Origin of the sequence: Levilactobacillus yiduensis (assembly GCF_024718525.1) — a bacterium.
Taxonomy (GTDB): domain Bacteria; phylum Bacillota; class Bacilli; order Lactobacillales; family Lactobacillaceae; genus Levilactobacillus; species Levilactobacillus yiduensis.
The window spans coordinates 85,528-97,941 of record NZ_JAMXAZ010000009.1 but is presented as its reverse complement, the minus strand read 5'-3'; the positions used below and the strand labels follow the sequence as shown (position 1 = coordinate 97,941).

Annotated in this window: 15 protein-coding genes; 7 read left to right on the top strand and 8 right to left on the bottom strand. The window is 51.2% G+C overall.

Annotated elements, in window-relative coordinates:
* Positions 1-109 precede the first annotated feature (109 nt).
* The 5 genes from NGM66_RS07310 to NGM66_RS07290 form a co-directional block, all read right to left on the bottom strand.
* Complete coding sequence (locus NGM66_RS07310) at positions 110-598, bottom strand: cupin domain-containing protein (protein WP_208909444.1); 489 nt, start codon at positions 596-598, stop codon at positions 110-112.
* A gap of 19 nt (positions 599-617) precedes the next feature.
* Positions 618-785: a hypothetical protein gene (locus NGM66_RS07305; RefSeq protein ID WP_208909445.1), complete on the bottom strand. Its 168-nt coding sequence runs from the start codon at positions 783-785 to the stop codon at positions 618-620.
* An 82-nt stretch (positions 786-867) separates the two neighbouring features.
* Positions 868-1,344, bottom strand: coding sequence for a nucleoside-diphosphate kinase (gene ndk / locus NGM66_RS07300; RefSeq protein ID WP_208909446.1), 477 nt, complete (start codon positions 1,342-1,344; stop codon positions 868-870).
* 147 nt (positions 1,345-1,491) lie between these two features.
* A complete protein-coding gene (locus NGM66_RS07295) occupies positions 1,492-1,677 on the bottom strand; it encodes a PspC domain-containing protein (protein WP_208909447.1) in 186 nt (61 codons plus the stop codon).
* Positions 1,678-1,703: 26 nt separating this feature from the next.
* Positions 1,704-2,366, bottom strand: coding sequence for a histidine phosphatase family protein (locus NGM66_RS07290; protein ID WP_258115513.1), 663 nt, complete (start codon positions 2,364-2,366; stop codon positions 1,704-1,706).
* Positions 2,367-2,539: 173 nt separating this feature from the next.
* On the opposite strand from NGM66_RS07290, the gene NGM66_RS07285 reads away from it, so the two are divergent.
* Complete coding sequence (locus tag NGM66_RS07285; RefSeq protein ID WP_208909449.1) at positions 2,540-3,421, top strand: PPK2 family polyphosphate kinase; 882 nt, start codon at positions 2,540-2,542, stop codon at positions 3,419-3,421.
* 205 nt (positions 3,422-3,626) lie between these two features.
* Entirely contained in the window at positions 3,627-4,796 is a 1,170-nt protein-coding gene (locus NGM66_RS07280) for a hydroxymethylglutaryl-CoA synthase (RefSeq protein WP_208909450.1), read from the top strand.
* Positions 4,797-4,912: 116 nt separating this feature from the next.
* Here the strand turns inward: NGM66_RS07280 and NGM66_RS07275 are convergent, their stop codons facing one another.
* On the bottom strand, positions 4,913-5,506 hold the full coding sequence (locus NGM66_RS07275; protein WP_208909451.1) for a hypothetical protein: 594 nt from the start codon (positions 5,504-5,506) through the stop codon (positions 4,913-4,915).
* A gap of 241 nt (positions 5,507-5,747) precedes the next feature.
* Between NGM66_RS07275 and NGM66_RS07270 the strand changes: the two genes are divergently transcribed.
* Positions 5,748-6,188 carry a nucleoside 2-deoxyribosyltransferase gene (locus NGM66_RS07270; RefSeq protein ID WP_208909452.1) on the top strand — a complete coding sequence of 147 codons (441 nt, stop codon included), beginning with the start codon at positions 5,748-5,750 and terminating at the stop codon, positions 6,186-6,188.
* A gap of 71 nt (positions 6,189-6,259) precedes the next feature.
* Here the strand turns inward: NGM66_RS07270 and lexA are convergent, their stop codons facing one another.
* The gene (lexA, locus tag NGM66_RS07265) at positions 6,260-6,889 is read right to left on the bottom strand and encodes a transcriptional repressor LexA (RefSeq protein ID WP_208909453.1); all 630 of its coding nucleotides are present in this window, start codon (positions 6,887-6,889) and stop codon (positions 6,260-6,262) included.
* 193 nt (positions 6,890-7,082) lie between these two features.
* On the opposite strand from lexA, the gene NGM66_RS07260 reads away from it, so the two are divergent.
* The 4 genes from NGM66_RS07260 to NGM66_RS07245 all read left to right on the top strand — a co-directional run bounded on the left by NGM66_RS07260 (position 7,083) and on the right by NGM66_RS07245 (position 11,339).
* Positions 7,083-7,331, top strand: a complete 249-nt coding sequence (locus NGM66_RS07260; protein ID WP_208909454.1) for a DUF896 domain-containing protein — start codon at positions 7,083-7,085, stop codon at positions 7,329-7,331.
* A 100-nt stretch (positions 7,332-7,431) separates the two neighbouring features.
* Entirely contained in the window at positions 7,432-7,656 is a 225-nt protein-coding gene (locus tag NGM66_RS07255; RefSeq protein ID WP_125575920.1) for a YneF family protein, read from the top strand.
* A 136-nt stretch (positions 7,657-7,792) separates the two neighbouring features.
* Positions 7,793-9,553, top strand: a complete 1,761-nt coding sequence (locus tag NGM66_RS07250) for an ABC transporter ATP-binding protein (RefSeq protein WP_208909455.1) — start codon at positions 7,793-7,795, stop codon at positions 9,551-9,553.
* Positions 9,543-11,339, top strand: coding sequence for an ABC transporter ATP-binding protein (locus tag NGM66_RS07245; RefSeq protein WP_258115512.1), 1,797 nt, complete (start codon positions 9,543-9,545; stop codon positions 11,337-11,339). The genes NGM66_RS07250 and NGM66_RS07245 overlap by 11 nt, the downstream gene beginning before the upstream one ends.
* A gap of 383 nt (positions 11,340-11,722) precedes the next feature.
* Here the strand turns inward: NGM66_RS07245 and NGM66_RS07240 are convergent, their stop codons facing one another.
* Positions 11,723-12,355: a lysophospholipid acyltransferase family protein gene (locus NGM66_RS07240; RefSeq protein WP_208909457.1), complete on the bottom strand. Its 633-nt coding sequence runs from the start codon at positions 12,353-12,355 to the stop codon at positions 11,723-11,725.
* Between the last annotated feature and the right edge of the window lie 59 nt (positions 12,356-12,414).

Below are 12,414 nucleotides of genomic sequence, written 5' to 3'. Positions count from 1 at the left end.
GGCCCGTCCTCAAAAAACGAGGACGGGCCATCTCTTTTTAAATTATATTTCAATACGGTCAGTTATTAGGTGCTTACAAGTTAATTACTTGTCACTATAATAGTTTTCCCTAATCCGCCAGCCGGTCAATCACGTCAACCAACCCTGGATGGGCCGCCAACAATGTTTCTCGGTCCACCAACGTAAAGTCTGCAAAATCAAACCCAGGGGCGACCACACAACTGACCAAGCCAAACGCATTGGGCCTAGTCACCTCTGAAGCAAAAATCGTGTCATGGGGGACCTTGAACTGCAAGCGTTCACCGGCCGTCACGTCGGGTCCCAGCGTTACCTGAGAATAGTTACCATCGGGCGCGATGCAGTGGATCGTGATGGGCGCGCCATCATGGAAGAACCACAGTTCATCGTGGGTGAGTCGGTGGAAATGCGAGGGGTGTGTGTCGTCCAGCAAAAAATAAATGCTGGTGTACTGGTAGCGTGCATCCTGGCTGGTGTTATCGAAAAATTTCTCGTCACTTTGATAAGTTTGCCGGTACCAGCCGCCCTCGGGATGTGGCGTCAAAGCTAGTGCGTCGATATAGGTTAATTTGCCGGTCATGGGACCAGTCCTTTCCCAGTTATGGTTTGGGTTGCCAAGGATCTTCAGTCGCGGGTGCCAAGCCCTTAGCCTGTCTGATGGCTTCGGTCAAGGCGTTGGTGACCTCCTTAGGCGTGTGTTGCGTGAGATCCTGCTGCTTGAGCCATTCGTAGGCCGCAGCTTCAAAAATATCTTCCGGAAAAGTCATTGTGCTTCACCACCTTAGTTACTGATGATTATAGCAGAGATGGCACAAAAAACGGGTCCAAGTTGCGGGACCCGTCAATTTTTTATTCAGTGACTTTTTGTTGCTTGGCTGTTTGTTGCTGGTGGGCTTCCACCGCGAGCTCAGGGAACCAAATCGCGATTTCGTGGTGGGCATTTTCGCGGCTATCCGCGGTGTGCACAATGTTTCTGAGAATGCCATCGGGATATTCGTGGGCAAAGTCGCCACGAATGGTACCTGGCTGGGCATCGTTCGGTCGCGTTTTACCCGCTAAATTGTGGACGGCCTTCACCACATCGGTCCCGGTGACGATGATGGCGACCAGTGGCCCCTCCGTCATGTAGGTCTCGATTTCGTTAAAATAAGGTTTGTCCACTTGTTCGCAGTAGTGCCTTTCAAGTTGTTCAGGAGTGGCGCGGATAACTTTCAATGCAGTTATTTGGTAGCGCTTTCTTTCTAGTCGTGAAATAATCTCACCAACGTGTCCTTCAGCGACACCGTCAGGTTTTACCAGTACCAAAGTCTTTTCTGAGTTTGCCATGATAGAGACCTCCTTGTATTTGGAGCAACCAAGCGCATTGCTCATGACGTAACAAGTTACACCCTAAATTTTAGAAGATTGGATCGCCCACGTCAACTAAAAAAGCAGTTCTGCCGAAAAAATCGGGAGAACTGCTTGGTAGAATGCCTATTCCGGATTACCCATGATCATCCATAAGATCAGGTAGGCGATGATGCCAGGGAAGGCTGGCGTTATCGCTAAGACGACGAATAAAATGCGGGCCACGCCCACGTTCCAATCAAAGTGTTCTGCCAGGCCGCCAATGACGCCGGCGAAGACCCGGTTGCTAGCTGAACGATGAATATTTTTCATGAAGTCCATCCTCCTCAGATAATGACTTAAGATTGAAAATCAGTTTTGTTAAAGAAATCCACATGAATGGTATCATCAGTGATTTCTAACTTGGTGATACTCCCGTTGATGGTGGCCACGCCTTCGTCTAGTTCCGGTGCGTAGCGGTCCACGATGGAACGAATCGTCATCCCGTGGGAAACGACCAAGACCGTGTCACCATCTTGAGAATTGTCCCGGAGTTTGTCAAAACCGCGGTCCAAGCGTTCCCAGAACATATCATTACTTTCGGCTTCACCGTATAGGTCGGCCTTGTGAATCAGGTCGCGGGCCTTTTCTAAGCCGTAGGTCCCCAAGACGGCGGATTCGGAGGTCAACTTGACCTGGGCGCCAACGAACTGCCACATTTGGTTTAAATCGTTGCCTTCAAAATAACCGTGGCACTGTTCGCGGAACTCAGGGTACTGGTAGGACACGATGTTCATGTTCTCGGGATTCTGGCGTAAGGCAATGCGAGCCGTTTCAATAGCCCGGCCGGAATCACTGCTGTAGGCGGCCGCTAGGTGAACGCCCTTGAGCTGTTCGCCCGCGCGTTTCGCATCAGCGCGACCCTTCTCCGTAAGGGGCGAGTCGATCCAGCCCTGAACCTTGTTATAGTGATTCAACATCGTTTGGCCATGACGCACAAAATATGCCGTAATTTTTTTCATATTGGAAACTCCTTCGTAAACTTGGTAAGTGGTTACAAGTTCAGTATAGCAAGGCTACTGAACAAACGCACTCATTTCGACGGCGAAAAAGTTTTTTCGTGAATTTTAACACTTTGGGGCAGTCATGGGGGTCAAAGAATGCTATGATTTTTAGTAACAGGAGGCGATGCGTTTTGAGTACTGAAAGTCGTTACCGTTATACGGGGGAGACCCCCGTCAATCTCAGTGAGCTGTCAACACGCGCTGATCATTTGCCAGAGCAGGCCGTCATCACGAACGCCTTAGAGGCTAACGTGGCCACGTTAAGTGATCTGCAGACGCGCTTGTACGCGGAAAAGCAGACCGGTGTGATCATCATCTTACAGGGGATGGACACGGCGGGGAAGGATGGCCTGATTCGCCACGTCTTCAGTGGCTTGAATCCCTCTGGCACCAGCGTGATCAGCTTCAAACAGCCAACGCATTTGCAGCTGAACCATGATTTCTTATGGCGGGTCAACCAAGCCCTGCCAGAACGTGGTGAGATTCGCATCTTCAATCGCTCACAGTACGAGGACGTCCTAATCAGTCGCGTCCATCCGGAAATGCTGTTGCGGCAAAACCTACCAGACGTGAATAGCTTGGAAGACGTCGGCGAGAAGTTCTTTGACCGGCGCTACCACGACCTACGTCACTTTGAAACGTACTTGCGGCACCAGGGCTTCGTGACGATCAAGTTCTTCTTGCACCTATCCCGCGAGGAACAGACCAATCGCTTCGAACGGCGCATTGAGATTCCCAGCAAGAACTGGAAATTCTCACCTAGCGACATGAGTGAACGGGCCTTTTGGGCGGACTATCAAGTTGCCTATACCAAGATGCTGGAAAACACGGCCACCAAGGAGGAGCCCTGGTACGTGATTCCGGCCGATGACAAGGGGGCGGCTCGCCTGATTGTCTCGAACATTTTGGTCAAACGCCTGCAGAACATTCACCCAACTTATCCGGTCGTCTCCGCCGAGACTAGAAGTAAGCTAAAGACGACCTTACATCAGTTGAAAAAGGGTGAATTGTAATAGGCAAAAAGCCTTATGACAGTAAATTTCGAATAGAGACTGAGCTCTAAATTGTATGATACAATATCGCAAAATTTGCCAGTAAACAGCCAGTCATGCTAAAGTAGTTTGACTGAATTGTGACAGAAAAATTGGAACCACTGAATAAAAACACGACCAATGGACCAGCAAGACGCACAGGATTTTTTAGGAGGATTTTGACACCATGACCGTAACTGTAGGCATTGATAAAATGGGTTTTTATACCCCCGACCAGTATTTAGATATGGTCGATCTGGCACACGCCCGGGGAGAGGACCCCAACAAGTATCTCATTGGCATTGGCCAATCCAAACAGGCGGTCATTCCGCCAACCCAAGACGTCGTCACCATGGCGGCCAATGCAGCCAGCCAGATTTTGACCCCGACGACTAAGGCTGACATCAACATGGTGTTGTTTGGCACCGAATCGGGCGTGGACAATTCCAAGGCCACCGCAGTGTACTTGGCCCACCTGTTAGGGCTACCCGCCAACACCCGCGCCATTGAATTGAAGCAAGCCTGTTACGGGGCGACAGCAGGACTACAGTTGGCGGCCGACTTTGTCCGGGTCCATCCGACGGCCAAGGTATTGGTCATTGGTGCCGACATCGCGCGCTACGGCTTGCGAACGGCCGGTGAGGTCACGCAGGGTGGCGGGGCCGTGGCGATGCTGATCACGGCTAACCCCCGTATCCTGGCCTTAGATGCCATCAGCAGTTACCACACAGAAGACGTGATGGACTTTTGGCGGCCGACCTACCGGACCGAAGCCCTGGTCGATGGCAAATATTCAACCAACGTCTACTTGGACTTCTTCAAAACGGTCTGGTCAGACTATCAGGCCCAGACGGCTCGGTCCATCGCTGATTTCTCAGCCTTTGTATTCCACTTGCCATTCACGAAAATGGGGCGCAAGGGGTTGCGGCAGATCTTACCGGAAGCGTCCACGCCCCAACAAGCAGCGTTGACGGCCGCCTTTGAAGCTAGTCAAGCTGACAATCGTGAGGTGGGGAACCTATACACGGGATCGCTGTATCTGAGCTTTTTGTCCCTGTTACGGCACGGTACGCTGACCGGTGGTGAACGGCTGGGCTTCTTCAGTTACGGGTCCGGCGCTGAGGGCGAATTCTTCAGTGGTGTGCTACAGCCGACGTATCGTTCCGGATTTGATGAGGCCTTCCTGGCGCAGCAGTTGGCCGACCGGCAAGCCGTTAGTGTGGCCGAATACGAGGCCATTTTCCAACAACAGTTAAGCAATGATGGTCGTGATACACAGTTGGCTGTTGGCGAAGTGACCGCACCATACTATTTAGCGGGGCGGCAACACCAGCAGCGACAGTACCGGCAACGGTGAATCCTGATAATTTTAGAAATTAAAAAGGCGTTTGGCGGAAATCGTCAAACGCCTTTTTACATAGGAACTTTAAATAGTCGAAATCAAATGCTACTGGTCACCGTATTTCGGTTGATCTACTCAAATTGGTTCTTCGTGAGGTAGCCGTCTTTGTAGACCAGGACGGGAGACTGCTTGCCGACTCGGATGATCAAGCTGTAGCCCTTACCTAAAGCCTTCTTCAATGAGGCACTGGTTTGGATGAAGTTGTGCGCGAACTTGGGCCATTTGGCTTGCTTGGCCTGACTCGGGTCCGCGTGGAGGGCCTTGATGGTCTTCTTTAGGCTGGTATTGGTAATGGTCAGTGTGTACGTCTTGGTTGCCTGGTCAAAGGTCACCGGCCCCAGCTTTTTCAGGGACTTAGCTAATTGTTGGGTGACCTGCTTTTCGGCATCTGCTTGGGTCATGGTGTGGTCGCTACTAGCAAAGGCCTGACCAGATTGCGAGCTGATGGCCGACGTTTTGGAAACGGCACTTTCGGTTGACTGGGCCCGCTGCTGATGGCCAGACCAGTAGGGCAGTTTCCAAACGGCACCGGCCGTGACCAGAATCGTGAGCACTAAAACGATCAGCGGCCCACGCCGGGATTCTCCCCGTCGCCCGGCGTTGATTACTGAAAAAAAGGTAATGACGATAAAAATGGCACCCAGAATCGCAATTCCTAAGAACATGTTAACCCCTCCGCATGATAAGTTAGGTTAAGTATAGCATGAAAGCGGTGAGGAAGGTTAGGACGTGTCGGCCAGAGCAAACAAAACGTGAAAGACTATGCAAACTCGAATATTTTCTTGGCTTCAGCAATGAAAACGGCTTCTCGGGGAATTATAACCGAATATTAATCAAAAATCCATCGCATAGAGTTAATGTTTCGGGTATAATAAAGACATTCAAGAGAGAAATGAGGAGATTCGATTGACTAACGTATACTTAGCAGGACCCTTCTTTGATGATGAACAGACTTCCCGGATCGAACGGGCAGAAAAGGCCTTAGCTGCCAATCCCCGAGTGGCCAACGTGTTTAGCCCTCGGTTAAGTGAAATTCCTGGCCTAGAAATGGGCACGCCTGAATGGGCGACGCAAACCTTCCAAATGGATGTTCACCAGATCGACCAGGCGGACGTTGTGGTTGCCTTGGTCGACTTCGTGGATGACCAGGTGGACTCCGGGACGGCCTTCGAGATTGGTTACGCCTTTCACAGCAAGAAGCCAGTCGTGGTCTTACACGAAAAGGACACCATCTTAAACTTGATGCTAGCGGAAGGGCTCCACGCCTACCTCCGCGAAGCCGAAGCCTTGGCTGCCTATGATTTTGCCACATTGCCAGAAAGTCATTACCAAGGTAAAGTCATTTAATCCGATAATTTCAGCAAAAAAGTCAGCCCTCGCAGATGGAGAGCTGGCTTTTTAACATAAGTATGCGGTCGTTAGTGGACGTCGTCACGGAATAGACCGACGACTTTGCCCAAAACGCTGACGTGATTCAAAATAATCGGGGCCATGGTGTCGTTTTCTGGTTGAAGCCGGTAGTGATCGGCTTCCTTGAAGAACCGTTTACAAGTGGCCTCATTTTCTTCCGTCATGGCAATGACGATATCGCCGTTGTCGGCGGATTGTTGCCGGCGGACGATGACCTGGTCGCCGTTTAAGATGCCGATGTTGATCATACTTTCGCCCCGAATCGTGAGCATAAAGAGCTGATCGTCATCATTTTCAAATTCAGGCGGAACGGGGAAGTAGTCCGTGGCTTCCTGAACGGCAAGGATTGGTTCGCCGGCCGTAACGGTTCCCAAGACGGGAATTCGCGTTTGTTCTTCGTGGACGCCTAATTCTTCTAACCCAGCGGGCGTGACTTCCAGTGCCCGGGGCTTGGTCGGGTCCTTGACTAACAGCCCCTTCTTTTCTAGGCGGGCGATGTGACCGTGGACCGTCGACGTTGAAGAAAGCGCAACGGCTTCCCCAATTTCACGGACAGTGGGGGGATACCCTTTTTCATTGACCCGTTCCCAAATGAAGCGGAGAACGGCGATTTGTTTGCTTTCAGAAGCCTTACTCATTTTTTCTGCCACCTCGTTCGTCATTCGTAGTTTTGTTTAGTGCAATTGTAGCATAGGTACCGAACGTTTTCAAACAGATGTTCGGTTAAATTGGTTGAAATTTGAAAATAACCCTGATATGATAGGTGTCGACTTGAATTTTCAAGGAAAATAACGTAACTAAACTCAAATACTTTTACAAGGAGGACTGTTCATGGCAGAACCCACAATGGACACCCTATTAACACGCATCAACGAACTCGCACACAAGAACAAGGCTGAAGGCCTGACGCCCGCTGAGAAGACGGAACGCGCTGGCTTACGGCAACAATATTTGAAGCTCTTCAAGGCCAGCTTCCGTAGCCAAGTTGAAATGCTGCAGGTCTACGACAAGAACGGCAAGGAAGTTACCCCTGAAAAGGTCCGTCAGATCCAACGCAACAAGGGCTTGCGGGACGATTAAGCGGTAATGGCGAGTCCTTTTTGGGATTCGCTCTTTTAATTTGGTTTAAGTTTGTGTAGAATTGTTAAATGAATGACTTCATCAAAGGAGGGGAAACGACTTGGCAACTTGGATCTGGATCTTAATCGTGATCGTCGTCGGTTTAGCCTGTGCAGCGGGTGGCTTTTTCGGCGCACGGAAGTACATGGAAAACTATCTGAAAGACAATCCACCAATCAACGAAGACCAATTACGGGCAATGATGTTGCAAATGGGCCAAAAGCCTTCACAGCGGAAACTTCATCAAATGATGAACGCCATGCAACAAAATGCACACAAAAAATAAGTTGGTTTTTTTGAGACTCGCTTCCAGTTTTCTTCCTGGAGCGAGTCTTTTTCGTTGTATTTTCTCAGATTTCCAGTAAAATGATAAAGTCTGTGCTATATTTTAATCATATTCTAATTTTTAAGGAGGGATGTTCGTGAGTATTTTTCGCAAATTATCTTGGTATTTCCGGTTGGAATGGCGGCGATACCTGGTCGGGGTCATTGGCTTGTTGCTGACGGCACTCATCGCGATTATTCCCCCGCGGATCATCGGGAACATGGTCGATGGCATTCACGGGCAGACCATGACGGGCCACGTGCTGGCCATGGACTTATTATTCGTGACGCTGGCGGCACTCGCCCAGTATGGCACGCGCTACATTTGGCGTAACGCCATCTGGGGTGGTGCGGCCCGGTTGGAGCAATTATTACGTAACCGACTGTTCAACCATTTCATGCAAATGGACCGGGTCTTTTACCAGAAGTATCGGACCGGGGATCTGATGGCCCACGCAACCAATGACTTGGAGGCCGTCCAACGGGTCGCCGGCGGCGGGATTCTCCAATTCGCCGATGCGATTATTACCGGGGGTACCACGTTGATTGCCATGATGGCATTGATCGACTGGCGGCTGACGTTATTGGCCATCGTGCCATTTCCATTTCTCGCGGTCATCTCGTGGTATCTGGGACAGAAGATTCACCGGGCCTTTGGGGAGTCTCAAGCGGCATTTTCGCGGCTGAACAATAAGGCTCAGGAAAGTATTAGTGGCATCAAGGTCATCAAGGCTCTCGGTCAAGATGACGCCGACGTTGCCGACTTTGACAGTCAGGTCGACCAGACCATTCAGATCAACCGGCGCGTGAACCGGTTGGATTCCATGTTTGACCCCGCCATTACCTTAATTATCTCGATCTCTTACGTGGCGACCATCGTGCTTGGGGGCCTGTTTGTCACCCACAACGTGATTACGATTGGGAACCTGGTGTCCTTCATCAGTTACCTAGCCATGATGGTTTGGCCGATGTTTGCTGTCGGGATGCTGTTTAACACCATGGAACGGGGCAATGCCAGTTATGACCGGGTCATGGAGCTACTGGCTCAAAAGACCCACATCATTGACCAGACCAATGGGATTCAGACGCGGCCAAGCGGAACGCTGAGCTATCACGTTCAGCAGTTTGACTATCCGGACAATGCTGGGGCCAGTCTGAAACGCATCGACTTCGAGCTGCCAGCCGGGCATACGCTGGGCATCGTTGGCCGGGTCGGTGCGGGGAAGTCCACGATTATGAAATTGATCCTGCGGGAATTTGACAATTATTCCGGCGAGATCGACTTCGGGGGTCACCCCATCAAGGATTACGCGCTGGACAGCTATTTGCCAGCCATTGGGTACGTGCCTCAGGAAAGTTTCCTGTTCTCATCCAACATTTTTGAAAATATTCGGTTTGCTCGGCCCGACGCCTCACAAGCTGAGGTTGAAGCTGCCGCGGCCAAGAGTGATCTAGCGGGGCAGATTGCCAAATTACCGGCGGGGTATGAGACCGAAGTCGGTGAAGAAGGCATCTCCTTGTCTGGGGGACAACGACAACGGTTAGCGATTGCCAGAGCGTTGCTGATCAATCCTGAATTGCTGATCCTAGACGATGCCCTGTCGGCTGTGGATGCTGAGACTGAAGCGGAGATCCTGGAGAATTTGAAAGCCGAACGGGCCAACAAGACCACGATTATTTCCGCTCACCGGTTAAGTTCCGTCATGAACGCCGACGAAATCTTGGTCTTGGATCAAGGGGCCGTGGTCGAACGCGGAACGCATGAGGACCTCATGGCGGCTCACGGCTGGTACCAACGCATGTTTAATCAGCAACAATTAGAAACACAAGTGAAGGGAGGCATCAGTGATGGCAGATAAGACACACCAGTCAGCTTGGGCGCACAGCATGTCCAGCAAGGAACAACTGACCGTGATCAAGCGGCTCTTCAAGTTTGCGGCACCGTACAAATGGTTTTTCATCGGTTCCGTCATCTTGTCGGCGTTGATCAGTGCGGTCAACGCCTTCTTGCCGTGGCTGCTGCAGACCTACATGGACAAATATTTACGGACCAACAATGCCACCATTGTAATCATGTGGCTGTTTGCTGGGCTTTACCTCTTCGGCATGATCGTGAAAGCCGTCTTCCAGTTCTGGCAAAACTATACCAGTACCATGGGGGCCGAGTACATGCTGGAAAATGTCCGTCGCAAATTATTTAACGATTTGCACGGCAAGGGGATGCGCTACTTCGATCAAACGCCGGGCGGGTCGATCCTGTCGCGGTTGATGAACGATACCATGACGTTCTCCAACTTCTGGGCCCTGTTCAACACGCTGGTGCTGGCCCTATTTGCGGTCATTTCGTCCTTCATCGCCATGTTCGTGACGGACGTGACGGTGGCGCTGTGGACGCTGGTGTTGGTGCCATTTCTCGCGTTAACGATCTGGTACTACCAACGCTTCAGTTCCAAGGTCTACCGGCGCATGCGGGAACGGCTCAGTGAGCTAAATACCAAGCTGGCCGAAGCCATTACCGGGATCAGCGTCATTCAGGAATTCCGGCAAGAAAAGCGAACGGCGAAAAACTTTGAAAAGACCAACGAGGCGTACTACGGTACACGGCGTGATATGATTCGGACCAACTCACTTCTGTTGAGCCCCATCATCAACTTGTTCTATGCGTTGGGAACGGTCATTATCTTAGGACTCTTCGGGATTCGCGGGGTCCACGAGGTTGTGGCTGCCGGGGTGATTTACGCGTTCATTACCTACCTGAACAACTTCTACAGCCCAATGAGTAATATGATGGATAATCTGAGTGACTTCCAAAACGGGATGGTGGCTGGCTCGCGGGTCTTACGGATCATTGATGATCGGACCTTAGCGCCGCAGCAGCATCCGGTGGCGGACGCGAAAATCACGGCCGGCAAAATTGAATTTCGCCACGTGACCTTCGCCTACGACCAAGAACACCCAGTCTTGCGTGACGTTTCATTCGTCGCCGAACCGGGCCAAACGGTCGCCTTAGTGGGCCAGACGGGGTCCGGGAAGACGTCAACCATCAACGTGTTGATGCGCTTCTACGAATTCCAATCCGGCCAAGTTCTGATCGACGGGCGTGACATCCGCGAGTATCCAGCGGCTGAATTACGGTCGAAGATGGGCCTGGTCCTCCAAGAACCCCAGCTTTTTTACGGCGACATTCAGACCAATATTCGCATGTTCAACCCGGATATTTCGGACGAACAAGTTCAGCGTGCGGCGCACTTTGTTCAGGCTGACGAGTTCATCGATCAGTTGCCACAAGGGTACGCCACACCCGTACTTGAACGGGGGACGGAGTATTCAGCCGGTCAACGCCAGCTGATTACGTTTGCTCGGACCGTGGTCACGGATCCAAAGATTTTGATCTTAGACGAAGCCACGGCTAACGTCGATACGGAAACGGAAACCATGATTCAAAATGGCCTGGATCGGATTCAAGAAAACCGGACGACGATTGCGATTGCCCACCGGTTATCCACGATTCAAAACGCCGATTTGATTCTGGTCTTGAACCAAGGAAAAATCGTCGAACGGGGGACCAACGATGAATTGATGGCCCAGCACGGCTACTACTACGACATGATTGAACTGCAAAACGCGGCTCACGTTGCGGAGTGACGATGATTGTGCTGGCCGCCTTGCCGTTGGCCAAATTTGGACCGTGACGCTGTGGGAAGGACCGGTCGAAGCCAAAAATCGTGTCTCGAAGACGCCAGTTTCCAAGCAAGTCACTTGAAAACTCCCACGGCTGAGTCCAAATTTAGCTCACTCACGGCTACGTGGCAGATCATTCGCGCATGTTGATGAACGTTGTTATTTCAGCGATGTTCTTGCTAACTTTATGTTTGATCTCTGACAGCCGCAGGTGACGGGGTGGACTGATTTAATGTTCACGATCCCTGTCAGCTGGGTAATTATAAGGTGTTTCGGTACTTGCAACCTTTAGTCATCAAAAAAGGATTGTTCTCGTCAGCGGGTGCTGGCAGGAACAATCCTTTTGCTTACTTCTTTTTTTCACCGGTGACATCGACGTAATGGAAATTGGGATCGATCTCTTGGTCGAGTTGGTCAAAGGCCGCCTGCATCTGCTTTTCGATGACGGCCTGGCCTTCTTCGTTGAGCTTCATCTTGCGGTCGATGACGATTGGTGTGCCAAAGGCAATCGTGACGGGCTTGCGTGAGAACAGTTGCTTGAACGTCAGTGGACCCTGGTAAACGGCGGGCACCAGGGGCACCCCAGCCATTTTGGCAATGACCGCGGCCCCCCCCTTGAGTTCACTAGAATGCCGTGAACCGGATGGGAACATGATCAAGGACAGGTCGCCTTGGCGCAGGATGCGCACGGGCGTCTTGATGGCGGATGGCCCCGGGTGATCACGATTTACCGGGAAACCATTGACATGTTTCAACAACCATCGGAAAATAGGGTTTTGGAACAATTCTTCTTTTGCCATGAAGCTGAACTTCCGGGGATAGGCCGCCATCGCGAAATAGACGGGGTCAAACCAAGTACGGTGCGGGCCCACTAAGACGTAGGGGCCATCCGGTAAGTCAGCTTGGTGAACGTAGCGGGCGCGACCGTTGATGAGAAATAGAATCGTGCAAACCACGCCACGTAGAAATTTATAAAACATGTGGTGCGCTCCTCTCGAATGAGACCATTTCATCTAGTATGCAAAAAAAACGGCACCGT

What these genes read in the sequence shown, in the direction of transcription:
- NGM66_RS07305 (WP_208909445.1), bottom strand. Translation starts at nt 785, where the DNA reads ATGACTTTTCCGGAAGATATTTTTGAAGCTGCGGCCTACGAATGGCTC.
- NGM66_RS07260 (WP_208909454.1), top strand. Translation starts at nt 7,083, where the DNA reads ATGGCAGAACCCACAATGGACACCCTATTAACACGCATCAACGAACTC.
- NGM66_RS07240 (WP_208909457.1), bottom strand. Translation starts at nt 12,355, where the DNA reads ATGTTTTATAAATTTCTACGTGGCGTGGTTTGCACGATTCTATTTCTC.
- lexA (WP_208909453.1), bottom strand. Translation starts at nt 6,889, where the DNA reads ATGAGTAAGGCTTCTGAAAGCAAACAAATCGCCGTTCTCCGCTTCATT.
- NGM66_RS07290 (WP_258115513.1), bottom strand. Translation starts at nt 2,366, where the DNA reads ATGAAAAAAATTACGGCATATTTTGTGCGTCATGGCCAAACGATGTTG.
- NGM66_RS07245 (WP_258115512.1), top strand. Translation starts at nt 9,543, where the DNA reads ATGGCAGATAAGACACACCAGTCAGCTTGGGCGCACAGCATGTCCAGC.
- NGM66_RS07295 (WP_208909447.1), bottom strand. Translation starts at nt 1,677, where the DNA reads ATGAAAAATATTCATCGTTCAGCTAGCAACCGGGTCTTCGCCGGCGTC.
- NGM66_RS07280 (WP_208909450.1), top strand. Translation starts at nt 3,627, where the DNA reads ATGACCGTAACTGTAGGCATTGATAAAATGGGTTTTTATACCCCCGAC.
- NGM66_RS07275 (WP_208909451.1), bottom strand. Translation starts at nt 5,506, where the DNA reads ATGTTCTTAGGAATTGCGATTCTGGGTGCCATTTTTATCGTCATTACC.
- NGM66_RS07310 (WP_208909444.1), bottom strand. Translation starts at nt 598, where the DNA reads ATGACCGGCAAATTAACCTATATCGACGCACTAGCTTTGACGCCACAT.
- ndk (WP_208909446.1), bottom strand. Translation starts at nt 1,344, where the DNA reads ATGGCAAACTCAGAAAAGACTTTGGTACTGGTAAAACCTGACGGTGTC.